The organism is Ralstonia sp. 24A2, from assembly GCF_051783885.1.
GTDB lineage: Bacteria > Pseudomonadota > Gammaproteobacteria > Burkholderiales > Burkholderiaceae > Ralstonia.
Genome location: NZ_JBPVZD010000003.1, coordinates 380,164 through 402,666 on the forward strand (window position 1 = coordinate 380,164; position 22,503 = coordinate 402,666).

Here is a 22,503-nt window from a genome sequence, read left to right on the forward strand (position 1 = left end):
TCAGCCCTTGGCGGGCGCAAGGTCCTTCACGTCGACGGGCTTCTCGCCCATCTGCAGGTGCAGGCGCTGGCCGGTGTACGGCGAATGCTCGCGCACCACGTCCATGTTCAGCTCAATACCCAGGCCGGGTTCATTGGACGGGATGATGTAGCCGTCTTCCCAGCGGATCGGCGTCTTGACGACTTCTGCGTGGAAACCACCCCAGGTCATGATGCTTTCCTGGATCAGGAAATTCGGCGTGCAGGCGGCAAGCTGAATGCTCGCGGCTGCGCCCACCGGACCGTTGTAGAGATGCGGCGCGATCTGCGCGTAGTGCACCTCCGCCAGCGTGGCGATCTTCTTGGCCTCGAGCAGGCCACCGACGCGCGCCACGTTCAGTTGAAGAATCGACGCGCCACCCGCCTGCAGCAGCTTGTGGAATTCGTACTTGGTCGTCAGGCGCTCTCCCGTGGCGATGGGGATCGACGTGTGCTGCGCGATCGTCGCCATGGCCTCTTCCTGACCGGGCGGCACTGGCTCCTCAAACCACAGCGGGTCGTACTTCTCCAGACGCTTGGCGAGACGGATGGCCGACGACGGCACCATCTGCCCGTGCGTGCCGAACAGCAGGTCAGCCTTGCTGCCAACCGCTTCGCGCACACGTCGGCAGAACAGCTCGCAGCGGTCGAGCACTTCCATCGAAATCTGATGGCCGGAGTACGCGGTGTACGGCCCCGCCGGATCGAACTTGACGGCCGTGAAGCCAAGCTTGACGTTCTCCAGCGCGCACTCAGCAGCGAGGTCCGGATCGTCGTAGTCGTATTCGCCCTGGGTGTTCTTCGGATACAGGTACGTGTACGAACGCAGACGCTCGTTCACCATGCCGCCCAGCAGTTCATACACGGGCTTGCCGGCTGCCTTGCCGATGATGTCCCAGCAGGCCATCTCCAGGCCGCTCACCACGCCCATCATCGTCAGGTCCGGGCGCTGCGTGAAGCCGCTCGAGTAGCACTGGCGGAACAGGCGCTCGACGTGATGCGGGTCGTGGTTCAGCAGGTAACGCTCAAACACATCTTCGATGATCGGCACCATCGCCTTGGGGTGGAACGTGGCCGAGTAGATTTCACCCACGCCCTCAATGCCATCATCCGTCTTGATCTTGACGAACAGCCAGTACATGCCACCCACGTGCGGCGGCGGAACAGCAACGACATGCGTTTCGAGCGAGATGATTTTCATGATGCGTCCTTAAGAGTCTGGCGTTCGTTGCGATTCAGGCGGCGATGCAGCATGAGCGCCATGAAGGCACCGCACAGCGCGATGAACACGATGTAGCTGTAGAAGATCCGGTAGCCGGTTGCGCCCGGATAGTTCTGCGTGACGTAGCCACTGAACAGCGGCAGGACCATATCCGGCGAGTAGCCGATCATCGAAACCAGACCAATCGCCAGGCCCATGCAATGCTCGGGCACGCCACACTTGCCCAGCAGTGACCAGTACAGGCCGCGCACCGCATACGCCATCAGGCCAATGAACAGGACAAGGCCGATCAGCACAAACCGCGGCGCGCCTGCCGGTACCATCACCAGACCGAACACCGCAGTCGCGCCGCAGATCAGCACCCCGGCCAGCACGCGTTCACGAGAGAACTTGTCGGCCAGGAAACCACCGCCAATGCCACCGATCGGGCGCATCCACATCTTGGCTGTGGTGATCACGCCTGCGACCGTGGCGCCAAGGCCAAACTCCTCCACACGCAGATACGCCGCAAAGTTGTAGGTAGACCAGAACAACTGGTAGCCGCAGAACACGACCGCCGCCAGCATCCACAACTCCGGCAACCTGGCCAACGTCTTGAGGTCGGCAATCACGCTGCTGTGCTTAGCGCTGCGCGGTGCAGCTTCGGCGCGCCTGTCCTTGATCAACGCCAGGACCACGCCAAGCGTCACGCACAGCGTCGAGTACATCAGCAGTACAACGCGGAAGCCCGCGGCGTCAGAATGGGTGTGCGTGAAGTACGCAAAGAAGCTGATGGCGACGGTTGCGAGCGACGCCTCGATCAGCCCCCGGCCGCCATCAAGCATGCCGAAGAAGCGACCACGCTCTTCCGGCGCAGCAATCGAGTTCACGCGCTTGATGACTGCTGACCAGAACGTCAACCCTGTCGACATGCCCCAGCAGCCGAAGATCACCAACAGCACCGGAAACGCGGGCGCCGTGGAATACAGGAAACCGAGGCCGCCGGTCATGAGCAACGAGAAGCTGATCAGGATGCGCGGCGCAACGCGGTCGGCCAGCCAGCCGCTCGGCACATAGCACGCCACAAAGACGGTGCCCAACGTCGAATACAGCATGCCGAGCTGTACGTCGTCGATGCCGAAGAATGCCTGCATCGTCGGCCCGTAGATCTGCCGCAGATACAGCATCGGATAGATCGTGCCAGCCGCAAGAACGACCAGTGCCAGCTGGATATAGCGTTGTGCGCGAGCGGACTGCTGCGCACCGCCGGCGGAAAGCGGCGCGGTATGCGCCGTTGACGAAGAAGTCGTCATCGGGGTCTCCTTGGAAAGCGCGTTGCGCTACTCCGATCTTTTTCTGTAGGGAAAGCAGCGTCACCGCGCACTTGGCTTCCTGCGCGGCTCAGGTTCAGATGACCAATCAGTACTTCATGACGACGAGGCGCGTCTGCGTGAACTCAAGCATTCCGTGCTTACCGTCGTCGCCGCCCAGGCCCGATCGCTTCCAGCCGGCGTGATAGCCCTGATACGGATCGGCCGGCGTGCGGTTGACGTACAGCTCGCCTGCCTCGATCGCGTTCGCGACCTGCATCGCGGTGCGGTAGTTCTCGGTGTAGAGCACCGACGACAGGCCGAACTGGTGGTCGTTCGCCATGGCGATGGCGTCGTCGATGGTTGCGTAGCGCAGCACGGGCAGGATCGGGCCGAAGGTCTCCTCCTGCACGATCTCCATGTCCTGCCGGCAGTTGGTAAGCAGCGTTGCGGGATAGAAGAAACCGGGGCCATCCGGCACCTTGCCGCCCGTTTCCAGCGTGGCACCGTCTGCAATCGCGCGTTCCACCATCGCGTGGATGTTGGCACGCGCCGATGCGCTGACGAGCGGCCCCATGCGCGATGGATCTTCAGCGCGGTCGCCAACGCGTACGGCACGCATGTTCTGCTGGAGCAACGCGACAAAGCGGTCGTGCACGCTCTCATGCACGTACACACGTTCGATGGCGGTACAGAGTTGGCCGCAGTGCGTGGTCTTTGATGCGACGAGCGCGGCGGCGGCACGCTCCAGATCCGCATCGGGTTCGATGATCGCGGGCGTTTTCCCACCGAGTTCCAGCGAAGGCTTCGCGATGTTCGCCTTGCAATAGTCGAGCACATGGCGGCCCGCATGCACGCTTCCGGTGAGCGTGATCATGCCGACGGCCGGGTGCGTGCACAGCGCTTGGGCCGTGGCGTGATCCATCGCCAGGATGTTGATGACACCTGGCGGAAAACCCGCTTCGTCAACGGCCTTGGCAATTTCGAACGCAGACACCGGCGTGTTGTTGCTCGGGCGCACCACCACCGTGTTGCCGGCAATCAACGCCGGCGCAACCTTGCGTAACAACGTATAGACCGGGAAGTTAAACGGGATCAGGCAGGCGACAACGCCGATCGGCTCACGATGCAGGAACAGGTTCTCGTCGGGCGTGTCGCTCGGGATGATCTCGCCCTCGATCCGGCGCGCCCACTCCGCGTGATAGCGCGTGATCTGGCCGGCGTAGATGGCTTCGTTCGAGGAATCCTGCAGGCTCTTGCCCGACTCCTGCGCGAGTGCCGCGCCAATCTCGGGCGCACGCGCCGTCAGTGCGTCGGCAAGCTTGTGCAGATAAGCGGCACGCTCGGCACTCGTCAGTTTGCGCCACACCTTCTGTGCGGCGGCTGCAGCATCGACGGCGGCGATGGCCTCATCGGCCGTAGCGGCCGACACGCGTGCATACGGTGCTTCGGTGGCGGGGTTGTGAACAACGATCAGCGCATCGCTTTGCGCATTGGCAAACCGGCCGTTCACGTAGTTGCACTCGGTACGCATGAAGAGGCTCCTTTGGGTAGATGGGCAAATCGCTTCGACTTCAAATAGCGATCGCGCATCACAGGACAGGAGCGCATTCTGTTCAGGCATTCAGGGCAGGACAAACGACTTATTGTTACAGCGGGTATGCGTAAAACTCATGCTGAGCGGACCGATCCGCTGCAAGTGCACGCCAAACAAGGCGATGCGTGAAAGCACCGCAAAGATTGCCAATCCTGGACCACCCCAATTTTCGGACGTATCCGAATGCTGACGGGCGGCGAAGCGCATAACGTCTCGCCGCGTCGACGTCGAAAAACTGCCTGGGCGTTGTGACATAGTTTGACGTCCCGCAGACCAGCGGAACCGGCATCGACGAACCAGAGGACACCGACACCATGCGACGCCTACCATCGCTGATCGCGCTGCGTTTTTTTGAGGAAACGGCGCGGCACCTGAGCTTCAGCCGCGCAGCGACCTCGCTCTTCGTCACACAAAGCGCGGTCAGCCGGCAGATCCGCTTGCTGGAAGACGCACTCGGCGTGCAGCTCTTTGAGCGGGACCACAAAGGCGTCAACCTGACCGAGGCCGGTCAGCGGCTGCTGCCGTTTGTCGAGCGGGCGTTCGACGCCATCGAGCACGGCGTTGGTGAAGTTGCCGCACAGCCTCCGGAGACGAAGCGCCGTCTCACGGTATCGCTGCCGCCCACACTGGCCACGCAATGGTTCTCTCCACGGCTGGGGACGCTCTCGGAGGCGCAGCCGGATGTTGAACTGTCGATCCGCACCGAGGCGTCCGACGACTGCGATTGCCGCATCCGTTTCGGACGTGCCGCGCACCCCGACATGCACTCCGAACTGCTGATGATGGAGCGGCATGCCCTGGTGGGCGCGCCGAGGTTTTCCGGCGAGCCGCTCGATGCGCTGCTCACCAGGTTGCCGCCATTGCACGTGTTGCACGAAGGCAAGCGCCTGACGATGTGGGCTGACTGGTGTGCGCAAGCGGGCATCCCCTACGCGCGTGTCGGCGACGGCATTGAATTTTCGACGCTCGAGCAAGCGATCCATGCTGCCCGCAAGGGTGCTGGGCTCGCCATCGTCGACTTGAACATGATCGAGGAAGAGATGGGTGACGGCACCTTGATGCGGCTGTCGCCGGTGCACGTGGTCGGCCCATTCGGTTACTGGCTGGATGTTGCGCCCAACAACGCAGTCGTCGAGCACGTCCGGGTGTTTGCCACGTGGCTGCGGGAGCAGGTGGCGGAGCGGGCCTGACCCGCTGCGCTCCGCCACGGACTTGCTGTTACCTCAGACGCCTCAGTCACCCGCTGCCTGGTTGAGCGTCAGATGCTTTGTCTCAGGCGCCCACGCGATCGACACGATCATCCCGATCAGCAGCACGCCTGCCAGTACGAACATCGTTGCCTGAAACCCAAGCGTCGTGATGCTGACCGGCAGCAGGAACGTGCCCACCGCGGAGCCCAACCGGCTGCACGCGACTGAGAGTCCAACGCCGCTTGCCCGCACTTCCGTCGGAAAGCACTCGGGCGGAAACACGCCCACCAGGTTGCTGAACGCCGACATCGTGAGCGTGAAAATTGCGAATGCGATGATCATGCCAACCGAAGCCGTTGACGGCAGCAGCGCCAGCAACGAGGCACAAGTCACTGCAAACGAACCGATCAGAAAGCCGCGCCGCGACAACACGATCGTCAGCCAGATACCGATCAACGCACCCAGCACCAGGAAGGCGTTGAGCAGCAGATCTGTACCAAAGCCTTGCGCCAGGCCGATCGTCCACAGAATCGTCGGCAAGAACGTGTAGATCGCAAAGTACGGGATCACCAGACACATGAAGAACAGGCAGTTGAAGAGCGTGCGACGAATCAGATCCGGCTGAAACAGGCGCCCGAAGCCGACATTTGCATGCGGTTCAGCCGCACCGTCGAGCACCACATTCGGGCCGAAGAGCTTGGCGACAATCGCACGCGCTTCCTTCACGCGTCCCTTGCCAGCCAACCAGCGCGGCGACTCCGGCGTTCCCATGCGCAAGACCAGGATGACGGCGGCGGGCAACGCGGCCGAGGCCAACAACCAGCGCCAGGCATCGGGCGTTGTATGTGCGTAGGCCATACCAAGCACATTGGCGATCACATAGCCCACGGTCCAGATCACGCTGAACGAACCCAGCAACACGCCACGATGCTTGCGCGGCGAGAACTCGGCCAGAATCGCGTGACCGACCGAGAAATCGCCACCCATGCCAATACCAATGAGGACACGCAGCAGGAACAGCTCCATTGGCGAAGTCACGAAGAACTGCGCAGCGGAGGCGACGGTGATGATCAGGAAGCTCGTCAGGAAGATTTTCTGACGGCCCATGATGTCAGACAGGCGACCGAACAGGAGGCTGCCGATAAAGATGCCGAATAGCGCAGAGCCACCAAGCATCCCCATCCAGAACGGATCGAGTGGCATCTGATTGCCCATGGCGCTGAGCGCATAGCCGACCGTGCCGATCACGTAGCCCTCGGTCAGGTGCGCACCAAACGTCAGGCCGGCGATCTTGATGTGAAAACGGTTCAGCGGAACATCGTCAAGGTTGACTCGACCTTGCAGGCGTTCGGCGGCGGATGACTGCGGCATCGCGCCGTCAGCCACATACTGAGCATTCGAATGGCTCATGGCTCCTCCTGAGTTCTTATGGGTGATGCGCGGGCGTGAGACGCCGCGGCGAGGGGAAGGCGCGCCGCGCGGCCGGGAAAGGCGCGCGGCGCAATCGCTGGGGGAGCGACTTAGCGACCGAGACCGGCCATCAGCGTGTACTTCAGCTCGACGTATTCATCGATGCCGTACTTCGAGCCTTCGCGGCCGAGGCCGGATTGCTTCACGCCGCCGAACGGCGCCACTTCGGTGGAGATGATTCCGTCATTGACGCCCACCATGCCGGATTCCAGCGCACCCGACACACGCCACGCGCGGCCAAGATCGCGCGTATAGAAGTACGCGGACAGACCGAACGGCGTGTCGTTGGCAACGGCTATGGCCTCTTCTTCCGTCTGGAAGCGGAAGCAGGCGGCAACCGGGCCGAAGGTTTCTTCTTCCGCGATCAGCATGTCGGGCTGCATGCCGGCCAGCACCGTCGGCTCGTAGAACGTGCCGCCCAGTGCATGGCGCTTGCCGCCGGTGACCACGAAAGCGCCTTTGGCCGTTGCATCGGCCACGTGCGATTCCACCTTGGCCAACGCCGCCGCGTTGATCAGCGGTCCTTGATCGACGTCGCCCTGCAGTGCGTTGCCGACACGCAGCTTGCGCACGGCATCTGCCAGCTTTTGCGCAAACGCGTCATACACGCCGTCTTGCACGAGGAATCGGTTCACGCACACGCAGGTCTGCCCCGTGTTGCGGAACTTCGACGCCATCGCACCTTCCACGGCTGCATCCAGGTCTGCATCGTCAAACACGATGAACGGCGCATTGCCGCCCAGTTCGAGCGACAGCTTCTTCAACGTATCAGCGGATTGCTTAGCGAGCAGCTTGCCCACGCGCGTCGAGCCGGTGAACGACAGCTTACGCACGACCGGCGATGCGGTCATCACGCCACCAATCGCCACAGCATCACCCGAAACGACGTTGAACACACCAGCCGGCACGCCTGCGCGCTCGGCCAGCACGGCGAGTGCAAAGGCCGACAGCGGCGTCTCTTCCGACGGCTTGAGCACCATCGTGCAACCGGCTGCCAGCGCAGGACCCGCCTTGCGCGTAATCATCGCGAGCGGGAAATTCCACGGCGTGATGGCCGCCACCACACCAATCGGCTCGCGCGTGACGACGATCTGTGCGTTCGGCTTCGGGCTCGGGATCACGTCGCCGTACATGCGCTTGGCTTCTTCGGCAAACCATTCCAGGAAGCTGGCCGCATAGGCCACCTCACCCTTGGCCTCGGCCAGCGGCTTTCCCTGTTCGCGTGTCAGCAGTTCAGCCAGTGCGTCGCGGTGTTCGAGCATCAGCTCGCCCCAGCGCTTGACGCGTGCGCCGCGCTCCTTGGCGGTCAGTGCGCGCCAGGCCGGCAAGGCACGCTCTGCGGCATCAATCGCCTGCTGGGTTTCGGCAGCGCCGCCCTTGGCGACCTGCACGATCGTCTCGCCGGTGGCAGGGTTCAGCACGGGATACGTAGCCGCGCCAGGTTGCGGCGCATACCATTCGCCGCCGATGTAATGACCGGCCTTGAGAAATTCGCTCATTGTGTGTTGCTCCTTCAATCTGCCGCAAACACGCCTTGCGCCGGACGTGCTTCACGTGCGCAGCGCTTGCCGGCCGTGTAGTCGTTGATGAGGTCGCACGGCGTGTAGTTGCGGTCGAGCTCGAACAGCTCGTCTTCGGTCAGCTTGGTTTCGAGTGCGCCCAATGCGCTATCGAATTGCGCAACCGAATCTGCACCGACCAGCATGCTGGCGATGCCCGGGCGGCTCAGCACCCATGCCTGTGCGATCTGCGCGGGCGGCACGCCACGGCGCTTGGCCACCTTGGCCACCGATGCCGCAATCGCCAGTGATGCCGGGTCGCCGTACATCTGCGCGGTGAAGAAGTCGGTCTGGTTGCGGGTCGAGGTCGGCTCGCACGTCAGCAGGCCGCGGGCCAGCGGGCTGAACACCGACACGCCCACACCCTGATCAATGCAGTACGGCACCATCTCGCGCTCTTCTTCGCGGTAGGCGAGGTTCAGCTGGAGCTGCATGTTGATCGGCTTGTGCCAGCCGTTGCGCTCGCACGCCTGCATGATCTTGGCGAACTGCCACGTGTACATGGTCGACACACCGAGGTAGCGCGCCTTGCCCGCTTCCACGACGTCGTGCATCGCGCGCATGGTCTCTTCAACGGGCGTGTTCACGTCAAAGAAATGCAGCATGTAGACGTCGACGTAATCCATGTCGAGCCGCTTGAGCGACGCGTCAATGCCGTCGAGGATGTGCTTGCGCGAATGGCCACCCGCATTGGGGTAGTCGCCCATGTCGTAACCGACCTTGGTGGTCACGACCAGCTCTTCGCGGCGCGCGAGGCGCTTCAGGATGCGCCCGACGACCTCTTCGCCCACGCCGGTCGAGTAGAAGTCGGCCAGGTCGATGAAGTTGACACCGGCTTCCAGCGCGTGGCGCACGATGGGCTCGCTTTGCGCCTCGTCAAATATCCAGGGCTTCCACTGCGGCGTGCCCATGTTCATCGTGCCCAGACACAGGCGCGACACCTTCAGGCCGGATTGGCCCAGGCGGACGTATTCCATCTGGTGTCTCCTCAGCCCTTCTTCGGGGTGTAGAACGGGTTGGAGACGTCACGCGCAGCCGCAAACACAGCTTCCTTGCGCGGCAGGCCTTCCATGGCGGCGATGATCGCGTTGCGGCAGGCCTTGTAGTTGTTCTCGAACACGGCGTCGAGGTTGTCAGTCTTGGGGTTCACCCAGTTGGCCGACACGACCACCCAGTCGCTCTCCGCTTCGGGCGGCAGTGTGCCGTTTTCCAGCGCTTCGGCCACGGCCTTGGCGATACCGGCCTGCGATGCACCCCACGTGGCGTTGCCATGGAAGTCGCTCTCAATCGGCGCCTTGTTCACGTACAGCGTGAGCGGCTTGGTCGGAATGCCCGGCTGCGCAATGATGACGAACGGTGCGTGGCCAGCAGAGGGGGTCGCCAGTGCGGTGGAGAATGCCTGGCCAGCGGGGCCGTTGCGCGGGCCGACCAGCACGTTGATGTGCGCAAGGTTGACGCCGGGGCCTTCAAAGCCTTCGCCGATATAGAGCTGCTTCTGGATGGGGGAGGTCATTGCGATGTCGCGTCCAAGAGGGTTATGCGCGGCCATTGTGTCGGCGTGCGATTCCACCCGGGAAGCGACAAATTTCGATGACGGGGTATGCGGCGGCCGCATATCGGGACGAATCCCAAGCGGCGGCGTGGCGGGCGTGTGATGCGGGGTAGCGGGCGCCGCCAGGACGGGCCAGTTGGCCTGGAATGCGCGGAGCTGCGCTGGGAGGGGCGCGGCCGTAGCCGCCCCCCTCTTCGCTGGGTTACTGGAGAGCTACGCGCCGCGCATACCCGGCGGCGCGGTCGGTCAATTGCTGGGCACGCTGGGCTGCGCTGACATAGCGTGTGCCCGCCGGCAGCACACCGGCAAGATTGACCAGCTTCACCACCTGGGTCTGGATGGCCGGGCCGCCAGCCAGCGGTTTGGTGGCAGGCAGGTTCTGCCAGCGGACCATGATGGTGCCCTCATGCAGCCCCACCGGGTCGATCCAGTTGGCCACGCCCGGGTCCTGGGTCGACACCACGAAGGTGTAGCTGCCATCGGCGTTGGGTGCGGCCTGCACGTTGTTCAGGCTGGACTGATGACGAATCGGATCGACCGTCACCAGCCACGGGTCTGTCACCGGAAAGACCACGTACCCTGCACCGCCCGTCTGCACCGTGGCAACCAGCGCCTCGTCGTCCGCCAGTTTGAAGTGGCCGAACGCGCTGGCCTGCGTGGTGAGCGTACCCAGGGTGGACGAGACCGAGGGGCTCGACAGCGTGTTGACCGGATTGGTATGCGTCTTGAGGCCCAGCGCGCCCACGCCGTAGTCGAAGATGGATTCCTGCAGGTTGAGCCACGCATCGGCAGCGATGGCGAACGCTCCCTTGGCCGGATAGCTGCGGCCATCGGGCACGCGTTGCACGCTCAGCGCATCGGGCGTTTCCGTATTCCAGTTGCCGAGGTTGTTGCGGATGAACAGCTGCCGCGCCTGCCCATTGGATTGGATATGGTTCACGCGGCCGTTGGCCGGCGCATTGTCTACCGTGATCGTGTACGTGCCGTCCGCCTCCACCACCAGATCCTGCCCCGTCAGGATGGCCACGGTCTGCTGCGAGTTCGGATTGCTGATGAGCGAGAACGTGACATCGGTCGGGCCAGGGTACGTACGCTTGCCCTTGATGACGTAGCGCGACGACCCGTCGATCGGAATGGTCCGGTAGATGTTGTCCGGGTTGTCGTAGGAATAGCGGCCGCCCGGCACGCTCACGCCGGGCCAGTTGCGCGGCGGCGCATCCACCCAGTACACCTTGGGATTGAACGGATCGCCGTTGACCGACTTCTGGATGGCGCTGAATGCCAGTTCATTGATGGCGTTGTCCAGACGGCTTGCGGCTTCCGCGCTGACGTTGCCGCCATAGGCCAGGGCGTAGGCGGCCTTGGCTTCAGCCTTGAGCACCGGATAGCCGTTGTTCCGATTGACCTGCACGGCCAGCGCATCGAGCGCAACCTGATCGGCAGTCGCCAATGGCGAAGCCGCCTGAACCGGCACGGCCAGCGCGGCAAAGAGCACGGCAACGCTCGCCACGCGAAGGGAGCGTGCCAACAAAGCAGGTGAACGAGGAGAGAACTGCGGGGTCATTTTTCTTCCTTGCGGTTGTTGTGGTTGAACAGCAGCAAGAAAGTCTGTGACAGCAGCCCTCCGGTCAGAACGAAGATAAAACGATGAAGTCATGCGCCGGTGGCATAACACCACCTCGTGTTGATCCAGGATGAACAGATACGTCGCATGCCCGCTTTCAATACCGATGACGTTATGGCCCGCTACTGGCGCCGTATCAACGTCACGCGCGGCAAGAAGCAGCGCACATGTCCTGCAGCGCAACTCATGCGTGCTGCATGCGGCCCTGCTCCAGGCTGGACACAATCAACTTCTCGTACACACTGTACTGACCTGACGGCAGCACCGGCCTCAGCGTCTCCATGCATTTCTCCGCGCCAAACAGGCGCTCCGCAACCCAACCGACGAGATAGAGCGCAGCAAGGCACCCTCCCGCCGTGGCGACATTGCCATCGATCACAATGGGCCGATCGTCGGGCTCCACGCCCTCCGCATGCAGCGCCGCGCGCGCCTCAGGGTGCGTCGTCGCCAAGGGATGGGGAAGCAGGCCAAGCCGCGCAAGAATGAACGATCCCGCGCAGATGGAGCCGATCAACTGGCGACTCGGGTCCAACTGAAATGCGCCCATGAAGCCGGCATCCGACATGGCAGCGGGCACACCCTCCTTGCCGCTGGAAAAGAGCACGACGTCGGCGTGGTTGGCCTCTTCAAGCCGGCCGTGCGTGGGGATCACCAGGCCATGGGCCGAGCGGAGTTCCGGTGGCTTGCCCAGAATCCGAACTTGCCAATCTTTCTGGTTGCGACCCAGAATGTCCCACATCAGGAACAGGTCGATGTCGGTGAATTGCTCAAAGGCAATCAGTGCGATTTGCTTCATTGGCGGCTCCAGAATCGAAGCCGCAGACTAGTGACGCGGGCACGACCATACACAGTCTGTACGTTATCGGTACCCACCCAATGTTGACGCGAGATCAATGGATTGCCGCCGCATTCGATGCCCTCGACCACGAGGGCTATTTGGGCGTGTCTGCGGAGCGCTTGTCCCGGCGCCTGAATGTGACGCGGGGCTCGTTCTATCACCACTTCCGTAGCCGCGAAGCCTTTGTCCGCGCCGTACTCATGCAATGGGAGCAGGACTACACCGAGCGGATGCTCGCACATGCGGCAGAAGGTCTCACCCTGGAAGACGTGCTCGCACGCTATCTGGAGGTGGCTGCCGGAAAGCACCCGCAGCGAGAGATTGCGATTCGGGCATGGGCGCGCCGGGACAGGCTGGTTGCCGAATACCAGGATCGGGTCGATCGCACCCGCCTGTCGTTCGCCATCTCGACCTGCCGCGCACGGATGGACAACCCCGCCGACGCGGAACTCGTCGCACGCTTCGCACACCTGTGGCTCATCGGCGGGCAGCAATCGGGCGACCGGAGCCAGCCGGTTTTGTTCGCCCAGCTTGCAAAGCTGGCGATCGCGCGGCTACGGAGTGGTGGGTTTGCGTCCCCACGCCCCCTGTAGGAGGTGCACCTATGGAACCCAGCCCCACCACAGCAGACACGCTGGTGCTGCGCGAAGCGCGCGAAGGCGTGGTCACCCTCACGCTGAACCGTCCGCTGCAGTTCAACGCACTGTCCGAGGCCATGCTGGATGCGCTGCAGCGTGCCCTGGACGACGTAGCGGCAGACGACAGCGTGCGCTGCGTGGTGCTTGCCGCTGCCGGCAAGGCGTTCTGCGCCGGACACGACTTGCGTGAAATGCGCGGCACGCCGCAACTTGCCTACTACCAGGCACTGTTTGCACGCTGCAGCGTGGTGATGCAGGCCATCCAGGCGCTACGGGTGCCCGTCATCGCGCGGGTGCATGGCATTGCCACGGCAGCGGGCTGTCAGCTCGTCGCCAGTTGCGATCTGGCAATCGCCTCGGAAACGGCACGCTTTGCGGTGTCCGGCATCAACGTCGGCCTGTTCTGCTCAACGCCTGCCGTGGCGCTGTCGCGCAACATCTCGGCCAAGCGCGCGTTCGACATGCTGGTCACGGGCCGCTTCATCGACGCAGCCACGGCTGCAGACTGGGGACTCATCAACGCGGCCGTGCCCGATACGGCGCTTGACGATGCCGTCGCCCGCAAAGCGGCCGAGATCCTGTCGAAGAGCCCCACCGCCATCCGCTACGGCAAGGCGATGTTCTATCGGCAGCGGCAAATGGCACTGAGCGATGCGTATGCCTACGCTGGCGATGTCATGGCACGCAACATGATGGAAGAGGATGCCGGCGAAGGGATTGACGCGTTTCTGGAGAAGCGGCCAGCCAAGTGGCAACGGTGAGCCAGTTCAAATTGCGCCGTACAGCAACGGCCTGACCTGCAACCTACGCCCGCTGCGCTCGCGTGAGGCGCGCGGGTACCGACATCGCGGCAACGCCCGCGACCACACACCCCAGCCCCAGCCAGGCCGAAGGCGCCAGCGATTCGCCCAGGAACACCACGCTGATCCCAACACCAATCGGAACACGCAGATAGGCCTGCGCCGTGGTGCCGATCGCCCCCAGCACCTGAATGAGCCGAAAGTAGATGACGAACGCCAAGGCCGTCGAGAACACCGCCAGCGCAAACAACGCCGTCAACGAGCGCGCGGAGGGATGGATCTCCCAAGGCCGATCGATCACCAGGCTGGCAGGGGTCAGCACCAGTGCGCCGACCATCAACGACCCAGCGGCAGGCGCAGCCGGGTTCAAACCCTTGAAGGATCGGCCGTAGATTGCGGCACCTGCATAGCACGCCGTCGCCGCCACGATGGCCAACTGCGGAATCAACTGGCCGCCCAGCCCATCAATGGCACTCGGGCCAATCACCATGCACGTCCCGAAAAACCCGGCGATCACGCCAACGAGCTTACGCACGAACACCGGCTCGTGTCGGGTGATCAGTGCGGTACCCAGGAACACCATGACCGGCGACGTTGAGTTCAGGATCGTGGCCAGCCCAGCCCCCACCGAACGCTCGGCCCATGCGATGAGCGTGAATGGCACCACGCTGTTGAGCAGCGCCTGCACGCCGAAACGCATCCAGACGGCCCGATCGCGGGGCATTGGAATGCGGCGCCCCTGCATCCAAAGCAACAGCAGAACACCTGCGATCAGCGTTCTTGCGGCAATGAAGGTCAGCGGTGGAATGGTCTCCACGCCCAGCCGGATAAAGGTGTAAGACGCGCCCCACAAGCTGGATAGGACGAGAAGCAAGACCAACCCGGTCAGGTTGGCGGTTGCAGATGTGTCGATCTTTGGCACCAGAATCCCCTTGCGCGGATGGTCACCGGCTGACGCTCAATGTTCGAGGAGCGTAGCTGGGGCTGGGGCGTTTCCCTAGAAGGAACAGTTCGGTCTCGGTCAAAGAGTCGGTGCCGGCCATGCGTACAACGACCGCACCGTTCTACGAACGCGCTCGCAAGAGGAAGGAAACCTGGAGGAATCACCCACACAAAAAACCCGAATGCGCCTCTGACCGCTGATTTCTACAGGCGATCCGCGCGAGTTTTGCTATCCTTTCTTGCAGCGTATCGCGCTGTGCGATACGCTCAAATCTTGCTGGCCCATTCACCTACTTCCGAATACTCCCATGGCAACCAAAGCTAAAACAGCAGCAAAGAAGGCAGCACCGAAGAAGGCCGCGCCGGCAAAGAAGTCTGCCGCGACCGCCGTGTCCGTCAAGCCGTTGAAGGACACGTTCACCAAATCGAGCCTGGTGAGCCATCTGGCCGAACAGGCACAGGTTGACGCCAAAGCCGTGAAGGCCGTTCTTCTCCACCTGGAAAACACCATCACAGGCGCACTGCACAAGAAGGGAGCCGGTGAGTTCACGCTGCCCGGCCTCTTCAAGGTGACGTCCGTGAAGGTGCCCGCAACCAAGCGCCGCTTTGGCAAGAACCCCTTCACCGGATTGGAGCAGTGGTTCGAAGCAAAGCCGGCAACGGTGCGTGTGAAAGTCCGTGCCCTGAAAAAGGTCAAGGATGCAGCCCTGAACGGGTAATACGCCGCAACACGAAAAAGGGGGGCTTCGGCCCCCTTTTTTTATGCTGAGTTGAAGCGCGCAAACCCTGTCATACACTCCCCCGGCCAAACGGCGCGATATCTCCACCTGTCGAGGAATGTTCCAGTGACCCCATTCTCATCTGCATGCCTGCACCGCCTGGTTCGGCTGTCCGTCATTTTCAACGTGGCGTTTGGAAGCGCAACGCTAGCCATGGCGGCGAGTTCAGCAGAATCGGAAATGGCACCTGAAAAGCAATGCGAGGCGATCATTGATGGTGATATTCAACGCTTGCGCGCATTGAGCGAACCGCTTCAACCTTTCCGGAAGTGCCCGCATACCGTGTACACGCTGGGGAGCATCGCCACGGAAAACCTTCGACAGGATGACTGGCTCGCGTTCCGTGATCTTGCACGCCCGGAAGATCGGGCAGCGCTGAACAACATGCGCCTGGCCTTCTTTATCAACCTGGCGCCAAACCAGTTACACATGAAGCCCGCACTGCGCGGGATCGAGTCGATGCTTGACGACGGTGCCACGCCGACGAGAGACGGGCAGTACGCCTGGGGCGACGTTGGCCGCTTCCTGCAAATACTGGGAAGCGGGCGCGCCACGCCTGAAGATACCGCGCAAGTGGCGCGAATCTTCCTCGATCGCCTGCTCGACAAGGCGCCCGCAGAGCAGACGGCAAACCTGTCGACGCTTTGGTCGGGAGTCGTTGACCTGCCGGAACCGCAGCGAGGAGAAGCCCTGCAACGGCTCAAGGCGAAGTTCAGCCAGTTCACGCCAAGCCGCGACACCTGGCAGCAGGCGCCCGATGTGAGCTACCCGCTCAGGAGCGCGGATATTACAGCCGCCATTCGCAAGCGCGCACCGATTGACGTCGTGAAAGCCTTGCTGGACCTGCATGAACCCGCCCCGCCCGAGATGGCGGTCTGGGATGCGGCAATCCATGCCGGTCGCCTGGACATCCTCGAATCCTTGATTCAACGCCGCTATGCGCTTCCGGTGGAGCGTCATTCAACAGGCGTCTGGACATCCCCGCTCATGAGCAGCGCCCAGGTTGCCGTCAAGGGCGATACCCGTCCACTGGAGATGATGCTTGGCATCTCGCCGCAGCCGCTGATTCCTGACGATGTGAACCAGCGCATGAAAACCGTGCTGTTTCGCGCGTTGGACGTGATTCCCGAGGTCCAGCTCAAGCGCTTCAACGATCAGTTGAACGCAATGTCACCGCCGAGCCGTCTTGTTGACGTCGCTACACGGGATGCTCGGGGATACAGTTTGCTGGTCCGCGCCGCCATCTATGGCGACCTGCCGTTGACGAAACGGCTTCTGGATGCGGGCGCAGACCCCAATGCCAAGTCCCCGTCGGGCTTGACCGCGCTTGCCTACGCGCGCTGCTATGGGCATCCGGACGTCGCACAACTGTTGCTGCAGAAGAGCCCAGCGGCACAAGCGGGGGACTGCCCTCGTTGAGATAGCTGCCCGAGCCAGCCGCGCTCAGCGGCCGGACGATCGCGTCGTTCACGTCGGAGACAAAGAACCTTGAAAAAAATCACCCATCTGCTTCTGCAGGATTGGTTGTTTCTCAGCCATGCGGCAGCCAAGAGGCATCTTGCGCCAACCTCGCCCTCGTGGCCCGTGACTTCGTCCCCGCAGAGCGATTGGACGCTATGGGCGCATTACACGTTTGCTCGCGCGATCGTGGATCTGTACCAACCGCAGCACGCCGCTACGATGTCACTTCGGGTTTCAAAAACGAAGAAGGATCCGACTTTTTGGACGCGCTTGGTTAATTCGGGCTTCATTCACGACCATGCAGCGAAGCAGATGGGACTCGACTTCTGTCTGATGGGCCCCACCGGAGCGCGAGTGCATCACCTGACAGCAGAAAGTGAATGCCATGCCCAAGACTCGGTCTCCATCAGACTGTCAGAGGAAGGCTACATCTGGGACTGGTCAAAGTTGCTCGGCAACCTCTCGGCATATCGCCTGTTCTTCGCTGTTGTTGGCGGCAATACCAAGCTGGCGTCAACTCATGCGGACCACCCCACGCAACGCCGCGTTGACCTTTGCGCCAACATGACGCAGTTCTTCAAAGGCACGCACGGGAACATCCACCACCGCAGCGGTATTGGTGGCTACATACTGGCCCACCATCACGGCGAGCGAGCCGACTCCTACACCTTCGTCGTTCAGCAAGGCAAGATCAGTTTCCAGAAAATTCCCGCGACGCTCACGCTGCTCTGATTGCTGGCGCGCGAGGGCCGACCACCGCAGACTGGTGCCCCTCGCTAACGCGCCTGCGCGACCTCGGGTTCCGCACCCTCGGAATGAAACGGCTTGGCATCCAACCGACGGAAGATCAGCGCAGACACCACCGTCACCAGGCCCATGGTGAGAAATGCGAACTGATAGGCCGGCGCAGCCATGCCGAGCCTGACGGAGAACAGACTGACGAGCCCGCCGCCAATCGTCACACCCAGGCCGATCGCCAGCATCTGCACCATCGAGAACAGGCTGTTGCCGCTGCCGGCATCCTCGTGCGACAGGCCTTTGAGCGTGATGCTGTTCATGGCCGCGAACTGCATCGAGTTCGCGCACCCGAAAATCGACAGCTGCAGGATCGACAGCACCAGCGGCCAGCCCGGCGACATGGCGGCAAACGATGCAATGGATACGCCGACAATCCACGTGTTGATCAGCAGGAACCCGTCGTACCCGAACCGGTTCACGAGGGGCACGACCCAGCGCTTGGCAAGCATGCCTGCAATGGCAATCGGCAACAGCAGCAACCCCGAGCGAAACGGCGAGTAGCCCAGCTGCAGCTGGAACAGCAGCGGCAGCAGGAATGGCACCGCGCCCGAACCAATTCGGCAGAAGAGGTTGCCGATCAGGCCAACGCTGAAGTTCGGTTCGCGGAACAACGCAAGCCGGAACAACGGCGCAACCCGCCGCCTTGCATGCGGGATATACAGCAGCGCACTGACAAGGCTGACAGCGATGAGCAGCGCACTCCACGGGCTATCCGCGCCGTTTTCGAGCGCCAGCGAAAAGGCCACCATGCACATCGACAGCAGGCCGCAGCCGATCCAGTCGAATGGCGCCACCGCGCTCGATGCGTCCTGCGGCAGATAGCGCCGCACGGCAAATAGCCCCACCAGGCCCACCGGCACGTTGATCAGGAAAATCCAGTGCCACGAGACGTTCTGCACAAGCCACCCGCCCAGTGCCGGCCCCAGCAGCGGGCCAACCTGCCCGGCCACCGACACGAAAGCCAGCGCCGCGATGTACTGCTCGCCCGGGATATTGCGCAACACCGCCAGCCGCCCCACCGGCAGCAACATGGACCCGCCAATGCCCTGCAGAACGCGGGCGATGACCAGTTGCGGCAGCGTGTGCGCCGTGGCGCAAAACACCGAGCCGATCACGAAGATCAGGATGGCGCTGAAGTAGACGCGCCGCGTGCCGAATTTGTCGGCCAGCCAGCCCGATGCCGGCGTCAGCAGTGCCATGGTGAGCGTGTAGGCCACCACCACCGATTTGAGGTCGAGCGGTTTCTCGCCAAGGCTGCGCGCCATCGAGGGCAGCGCGGTATTGACGATCGTCGTGTCCAGCGCCTGCATGAAGAAGCCGGCAAAGACGATCCACAGCATGGCCTTCTGGGAAGCATCTTGTGGGGAGCTGAAGGTTGAAGCGGTCTGCATGTGAATCCTGGAATGCCTGTCCGGAAAGCTCCGGACATCCACCCGCAATGCTACGCATGGTTAGCCAATCGGGAACCCCTCTAGCGTCGTTGACTGTGATCGGAATCTCCGATGACAATGCCGCATGCTCAATCCTGTTTGGATCCAGACCTTCGCCACCGTGGCCGCGGCACGTAGCTTTACCGATGCCGGGCGCCAGCTTGGCTTGTCGCAATCGTCGGTCAGCGATCACATCCGCCGTCTGGAACAGAGCGTGAACCGGCGGCTGTTCGTGCGCGACACGCATTCCCTGTCGCTGACGCCCGATGGTGAAGCATTGCTCGTCCACGCGAAGCTGATCCTCGAATCGCTGGCGCGCGCCGAGCTGCAGTTCAGCGCACCCCGGCTACAGGGGCGCGTTCGGCTGGGGACATCGGAAGACCTGGCCCAGGGGCCGCTGCCCAATCTGCTGGCGGCATTCCGGGCGACGCACCCCGATGTCGAACTCGAGATCACGATGGGGATGACCAGCAAGCTCTACGAGGGCATCGAAGACGGCTCGCTCGACCTGATCGTCGGCAAGCGCCGCGAAGGCGGGCGGCGTGGCGTACCGCTGTTCCGGGGGCAGCTCGAATGGCTCGCGCGGCCGGGTACCGCGGTGGATGTGAGCCAACCGCTGCCGCTCATCCTGGTCAACGAGCCGAGCGTGACCCGCTCGGTGGTGCTGGACACGCTGGCCGCAGCAGGCTGGCTCTGGCGCGTGGTTTGCACCAGCAGCAGCCATTCCGGCTGTATTGCCGCAGCGCGCGGCGGACTGGGGATTACGGTGCGCGCGCAGAACCTGAGCGGCGGTGGACTGGTGCCGCCCGTCAACGTCGATGCGTTGCCTCCCCTGCCAGCCATCGAGTTCATCACGCTGTCGGCGCGGCGTTTGACCAAGCCCGCAGAGACGCTGCTGCAACTCATCCGCAAGAGCGACCTGCGCGCCGGGCGGGCGGATTGACTGCAACTGTGGTCAGGACGACAACACCGCGTCGCCCACCTGCCCGGCAATCTGCGCATCTTAGAGCCGGTTGCCGCCCAGCAGCCGAAGTACGAAGTGCCGGCAGTATCACCCCCGTAAACGGACGATAGAACGCGTGCAGATCACGTGATAGACTCGCGCCCGTTGTCATTGGGGAGTAGCCATTCCGGGCGCAATGCTCGGAAGTCCACATCAACAAACTTGAGGCGCCAATGCCTCATGGTGTGGACAGCGTCCGCTGCAAGCGGAACCGCCAGGCGAGACCTTTGGCCGCAACGTGCTCCCCAGGGCTGGGCGACGTGCGTTGCTGCGCCATTGGTTGATCGCGTCGCCCGGCCCCTCACATTTCATGCTTCTCACGATTGGTCTTTTCCTGATGTCGGCAGGCGCCATCTACCTGGCCTGCGAATACTTCGTCAACGGCATCGAATGGTGCGGCAAGCGGTTGAATCTGGGCGCCACTGCAGTGGGTTCGGTATTGGCCGCGTTTGGCACCGCGCTACCTGAAAGCGCCGTGACGTTCGTGGCGGTGGCGTTCGGCGCCACGCCCGAGAAGAAGGACCTCGGTGTCGGCGCGGCAATGGGCGGCCCGCTCGTGCTGGCGACCCTCGCCTATGCCGTGGTTGGCCTGGCGTTGATCGCGAACCGGCAGCGCCTTGGACGGCCAACGACGGAAGTCAAAGTCGATCACATGCGAATGAGCCGCGACCAGGCTGCCTTCCTCGGCGTCTTTGTCGTCAAGGTTGCCCTGGGGCTGGTCGCATTCGCCTATAAGCCGTGGCTGGGCGTCCTCTTCCTTGCTGCGTACGCCGTCTACGTCTGGCGAGAAATCAAGGATGGCGACACCGCGCCTGAAGAAGAGGAGCTGGAGCCCCTGTCGATCCGGCCCAATCAGGCGGAGCCCGCACTCGGCTGGGCGGTATTGCAAGCCGTGATTGCACTTGTGGTGATTGGCGGCGCCTCACATGTGTTTGTGTCTCAGTTGGAGTCGATCGGCACGGCGCTGCAGTGGCCGCCCCACCTTGTTGCCCTGCTGCTGAGCCCCGTTGCCACTGAGTTGCCGGAAACGATGAACGCGTTGATCTGGGTCCGGCAAGGCAAGGAGCGCCTGGCCCTGGCCAATATCTCGGGCGCGATGATGATCCAGGCCACCATCCCGAGCGCACTGGGAATCTTCTTCACGCCCTGGCGCTTCGACGGGCCGCTGCTCGCGTCCGGCATCATCACCGCCGCCGCCATCGTGTATCTCTGGGCCATGTTCCGGCGCGGCATGGTCCACGGGCGCACGCTGGTCGTGGCCGGCAGCCTGTATGCCGTCTTTGCGGTTGTGCTGATTGCCAGGTTTACCAACGGCTAGAGCGGTGGCGCCTGTGTGCGTTCAAAACCGGCTTACGCATGAATGGCCGAGCGCGCCGTGGGCACCAGCCGGTGCGTCTCGGTCGAGCGGATCGGCCATTGCGCCAGTTGCGGGGCAATCTCACGCGCCCACAGATTCGATCGGCCGAATGCCTCAAACCGGGTGACGTCAGGAAACACCGCAACACCCACCAGCACGTGCTCGTTCGCACGCACCGGCAATCGACGGAAATCGTTCTCGCTCGGCTCGGTGATGTACCACCCCTGGGTGCTCGCGCCACCGGTGCTGAGCACGCGCGCCATGCGCTCACGACAGAACGCAAGAAGCTCCGCTGACACCGGCGCTTCCAGATAGAAGATCGTGATGTCGACTAAGCCCGGTGGCACCGCCGTTGCGTCCTGACTCGCGCGACGCGCCAAGTCAGTTGGCAGGCTGGCCCCCTCCCAGGCGGGGCGCAACAACAATACGTTGTCCGAATCCAGCATCGTGGCGTTGGCCGCCTCGGCATGCGCTTGCCAGGTTGCACCTCCGTAGAATGCCGTCAGGCCGCGCAGGCGGGTCTCCATGCTCTCAAACCGCGCAGCCAGACATACGAGAGCTGGCACGGCCTATCCGATCGCGTGCTTGAGCCCCTCGGGCTCGGGCTCAAGGGAGGCGCCTGGTGCCGGGCACTGACTTGTCCGGTGCCCGCCCTTGCAAAGAGGCACAGATGCCAGTCGAAAAAGGTGCGACGTTCCAGGGTCGAGACGTGTTCGTGGACGATCCCTTCGAGGAGGTCATGTTCCGATGGGACCACCGGACGAAATTGATCTACCGATGCTTTTACGGAGAAGGCGAATGGCCTGAACCCGTGCCACACGACAACCGGCTCTTCAACGATGCCCTCCTGTCTGGGGATGAGATCAATCGCCAGCAGTACGACATGAAGGAGCGGGACCGAAGCAGACGCTGAAGCCAAGGCGGGTGACGCATCCCG

General features: G+C 62.9%; 21 protein-coding genes and 1 riboswitch. Of the genes, 9 read left to right on the forward strand and 12 right to left on the reverse strand.

The features are described 5' to 3' along the window. The 3 genes from ACS13N_RS19105 to aldA all read right to left on the reverse strand — a co-directional run bounded on the left by ACS13N_RS19105 (position 1) and on the right by aldA (position 4,062). On the reverse strand, positions 1-1,218 hold the full coding sequence (locus ACS13N_RS19105) for a mandelate racemase/muconate lactonizing enzyme family protein (protein WP_438933193.1): 1,218 nt from the start codon (positions 1,216-1,218) through the stop codon (positions 1-3). After that, positions 1,215-2,531, reverse strand: a complete 1,317-nt coding sequence (locus tag ACS13N_RS19110; RefSeq protein WP_438933194.1) for an MFS transporter — start codon at positions 2,529-2,531, stop codon at positions 1,215-1,217. Before ACS13N_RS19110 ends, ACS13N_RS19105 begins: the two co-directional genes overlap by 4 nt. A gap of 106 nt (positions 2,532-2,637) precedes the next feature. Further along, a complete protein-coding gene (gene aldA, locus ACS13N_RS19115) occupies positions 2,638-4,062 on the reverse strand; it encodes an aldehyde dehydrogenase (RefSeq protein ID WP_438933195.1) in 1,425 nt (474 codons plus the stop codon). A gap of 377 nt (positions 4,063-4,439) precedes the next feature. On the opposite strand from aldA, the gene ACS13N_RS19120 reads away from it, so the two are divergent. After that, positions 4,440-5,315, forward strand: a complete 876-nt coding sequence (locus ACS13N_RS19120) for a LysR family transcriptional regulator (RefSeq protein ID WP_438933196.1) — start codon at positions 4,440-4,442, stop codon at positions 5,313-5,315. Between the two features lie 42 nt (positions 5,316-5,357). Here ACS13N_RS19120 and ACS13N_RS19125 read toward each other — a convergent pair whose 3' ends face one another. The 6 genes from ACS13N_RS19125 to ACS13N_RS19150 form a co-directional block, all read right to left on the reverse strand. After that, a complete protein-coding gene (locus tag ACS13N_RS19125; protein ID WP_438933197.1) occupies positions 5,358-6,725 on the reverse strand; it encodes an MFS transporter in 1,368 nt (455 codons plus the stop codon). Between the two features lie 110 nt (positions 6,726-6,835). Then, the gene (locus ACS13N_RS19130; RefSeq protein WP_438933198.1) at positions 6,836-8,284 is read right to left on the reverse strand and encodes an NAD-dependent succinate-semialdehyde dehydrogenase; all 1,449 of its coding nucleotides are present in this window, start codon (positions 8,282-8,284) and stop codon (positions 6,836-6,838) included. Positions 8,285-8,298: 14 nt separating this feature from the next. Beyond that, complete coding sequence (locus ACS13N_RS19135; RefSeq protein WP_438933199.1) at positions 8,299-9,321, reverse strand: aldo/keto reductase; 1,023 nt, start codon at positions 9,319-9,321, stop codon at positions 8,299-8,301. A gap of 11 nt (positions 9,322-9,332) precedes the next feature. Next, a complete protein-coding gene (fae, locus tag ACS13N_RS19140) occupies positions 9,333-9,857 on the reverse strand; it encodes a formaldehyde-activating enzyme (protein ID WP_438933200.1) in 525 nt (174 codons plus the stop codon). 241 nt (positions 9,858-10,098) lie between these two features. Further along, a complete protein-coding gene (locus ACS13N_RS19145; protein ID WP_438933201.1) occupies positions 10,099-11,424 on the reverse strand; it encodes a hypothetical protein in 1,326 nt (441 codons plus the stop codon). Positions 11,425-11,704: 280 nt separating this feature from the next. Continuing rightward, positions 11,705-12,316, reverse strand: coding sequence for a DJ-1/PfpI family protein (locus ACS13N_RS19150; RefSeq protein WP_438933202.1), 612 nt, complete (start codon positions 12,314-12,316; stop codon positions 11,705-11,707). An 80-nt stretch (positions 12,317-12,396) separates the two neighbouring features. Between ACS13N_RS19150 and ACS13N_RS19155 the strand changes: the two genes are divergently transcribed. Then, positions 12,397-12,951, forward strand: coding sequence for a TetR/AcrR family transcriptional regulator (locus ACS13N_RS19155; RefSeq protein WP_438933203.1), 555 nt, complete (start codon positions 12,397-12,399; stop codon positions 12,949-12,951). Positions 12,952-12,962: 11 nt separating this feature from the next. Next, the gene (locus ACS13N_RS19160) at positions 12,963-13,757 is read left to right on the forward strand and encodes an enoyl-CoA hydratase (protein ID WP_438933204.1); all 795 of its coding nucleotides are present in this window, start codon (positions 12,963-12,965) and stop codon (positions 13,755-13,757) included. Positions 13,758-13,800: 43 nt separating this feature from the next. Here ACS13N_RS19160 and ACS13N_RS19165 read toward each other — a convergent pair whose 3' ends face one another. Further along, entirely contained in the window at positions 13,801-14,718 is a 918-nt protein-coding gene (locus ACS13N_RS19165) for a DMT family transporter (RefSeq protein WP_438933205.1), read from the reverse strand. A gap of 328 nt (positions 14,719-15,046) precedes the next feature. Here ACS13N_RS19165 and ACS13N_RS19170 point away from each other — a divergent pair, with 328 nt between their 5' ends. The 3 genes from ACS13N_RS19170 to ACS13N_RS19180 all read left to right on the forward strand — a co-directional run bounded on the left by ACS13N_RS19170 (position 15,047) and on the right by ACS13N_RS19180 (position 17,710). Further along, positions 15,047-15,457: an HU family DNA-binding protein gene (locus ACS13N_RS19170; protein ID WP_039598429.1), complete on the forward strand. Its 411-nt coding sequence runs from the start codon at positions 15,047-15,049 to the stop codon at positions 15,455-15,457. A 126-nt stretch (positions 15,458-15,583) separates the two neighbouring features. Next, entirely contained in the window at positions 15,584-16,936 is a 1,353-nt protein-coding gene (locus ACS13N_RS19175) for an ankyrin repeat domain-containing protein (RefSeq protein ID WP_438933206.1), read from the forward strand. 69 nt (positions 16,937-17,005) lie between these two features. After that, a complete protein-coding gene (locus ACS13N_RS19180) occupies positions 17,006-17,710 on the forward strand; it encodes a hypothetical protein (RefSeq protein WP_438933207.1) in 705 nt (234 codons plus the stop codon). 44 nt (positions 17,711-17,754) lie between these two features. On the opposite strand, the gene mdtD is transcribed toward ACS13N_RS19180, so the two are convergent. Then, complete coding sequence (gene mdtD / locus ACS13N_RS19185; protein WP_438933208.1) at positions 17,755-19,209, reverse strand: multidrug transporter subunit MdtD; 1,455 nt, start codon at positions 19,207-19,209, stop codon at positions 17,755-17,757. Between the two features lie 82 nt (positions 19,210-19,291). Here mdtD and ACS13N_RS19190 point away from each other — a divergent pair, with 82 nt between their 5' ends. Together ACS13N_RS19190 and ACS13N_RS19195 are read left to right on the forward strand one after the other, a co-directional pair. Beyond that, complete coding sequence (locus tag ACS13N_RS19190; protein ID WP_438933209.1) at positions 19,292-20,149, forward strand: LysR family transcriptional regulator; 858 nt, start codon at positions 19,292-19,294, stop codon at positions 20,147-20,149. A gap of 161 nt (positions 20,150-20,310) precedes the next feature. Next, positions 20,311-20,495: riboswitch (yybP-ykoY riboswitch) on the forward strand. A gap of 24 nt (positions 20,496-20,519) precedes the next feature. Continuing rightward, the gene (locus ACS13N_RS19195; RefSeq protein WP_438933210.1) at positions 20,520-21,527 is read left to right on the forward strand and encodes a sodium:calcium antiporter; all 1,008 of its coding nucleotides are present in this window, start codon (positions 20,520-20,522) and stop codon (positions 21,525-21,527) included. Positions 21,528-21,559: 32 nt separating this feature from the next. Here the strand turns inward: ACS13N_RS19195 and ACS13N_RS19200 are convergent, their stop codons facing one another. Continuing rightward, positions 21,560-22,093 (reverse strand): NIPSNAP family protein, encoded by a 534-nt coding sequence (locus tag ACS13N_RS19200; protein ID WP_438933211.1) that lies wholly within the window; start codon positions 22,091-22,093, stop codon positions 21,560-21,562. A gap of 143 nt (positions 22,094-22,236) precedes the next feature. Between ACS13N_RS19200 and ACS13N_RS19205 the strand changes: the two genes are divergently transcribed. Continuing rightward, a complete protein-coding gene (locus tag ACS13N_RS19205; RefSeq protein WP_438933212.1) occupies positions 22,237-22,479 on the forward strand; it encodes a hypothetical protein in 243 nt (80 codons plus the stop codon). The last annotated feature ends 24 nt before the right edge of the window (positions 22,480-22,503 follow it).

Excerpts from the sequence above, each read along its gene's own strand:
- ACS13N_RS19105 (WP_438933193.1), bottom strand. The coding sequence starts at position 1,218 with ATGAAAATCATCTCGCTCGAAACGCATGTCGTTGCTGTTCCGCCGCCG.
- ACS13N_RS19110 (WP_438933194.1), bottom strand. The coding sequence starts at position 2,531 with ATGACGACTTCTTCGTCAACGGCGCATACCGCGCCGCTTTCCGCCGGC.
- aldA (WP_438933195.1), bottom strand. The coding sequence starts at position 4,062 with ATGCGTACCGAGTGCAACTACGTGAACGGCCGGTTTGCCAATGCGCAA.
- ACS13N_RS19120 (WP_438933196.1), top strand. The coding sequence starts at position 4,440 with ATGCGACGCCTACCATCGCTGATCGCGCTGCGTTTTTTTGAGGAAACG.
- ACS13N_RS19125 (WP_438933197.1), bottom strand. The coding sequence starts at position 6,725 with ATGAGCCATTCGAATGCTCAGTATGTGGCTGACGGCGCGATGCCGCAG.
- ACS13N_RS19130 (WP_438933198.1), bottom strand. The coding sequence starts at position 8,284 with ATGAGCGAATTTCTCAAGGCCGGTCATTACATCGGCGGCGAATGGTAT.
- ACS13N_RS19135 (WP_438933199.1), bottom strand. The coding sequence starts at position 9,321 with ATGGAATACGTCCGCCTGGGCCAATCCGGCCTGAAGGTGTCGCGCCTG.
- fae (WP_438933200.1), bottom strand. The coding sequence starts at position 9,857 with ATGACCTCCCCCATCCAGAAGCAGCTCTATATCGGCGAAGGCTTTGAA.
- ACS13N_RS19150 (WP_438933202.1), bottom strand. The coding sequence starts at position 12,316 with ATGAAGCAAATCGCACTGATTGCCTTTGAGCAATTCACCGACATCGAC.
- ACS13N_RS19155 (WP_438933203.1), top strand. The coding sequence starts at position 12,397 with ATGTTGACGCGAGATCAATGGATTGCCGCCGCATTCGATGCCCTCGAC.
- ACS13N_RS19160 (WP_438933204.1), top strand. The coding sequence starts at position 12,963 with ATGGAACCCAGCCCCACCACAGCAGACACGCTGGTGCTGCGCGAAGCG.
- ACS13N_RS19170 (WP_039598429.1), top strand. The coding sequence starts at position 15,047 with ATGGCAACCAAAGCTAAAACAGCAGCAAAGAAGGCAGCACCGAAGAAG.
- ACS13N_RS19190 (WP_438933209.1), top strand. The coding sequence starts at position 19,292 with ATGCTCAATCCTGTTTGGATCCAGACCTTCGCCACCGTGGCCGCGGCA.
- ACS13N_RS19195 (WP_438933210.1), top strand. The coding sequence starts at position 20,520 with ATGCTTCTCACGATTGGTCTTTTCCTGATGTCGGCAGGCGCCATCTAC.
- ACS13N_RS19200 (WP_438933211.1), bottom strand. The coding sequence starts at position 22,093 with ATGGAGACCCGCCTGCGCGGCCTGACGGCATTCTACGGAGGTGCAACC.
- ACS13N_RS19205 (WP_438933212.1), top strand. The coding sequence starts at position 22,237 with ATGCCAGTCGAAAAAGGTGCGACGTTCCAGGGTCGAGACGTGTTCGTG.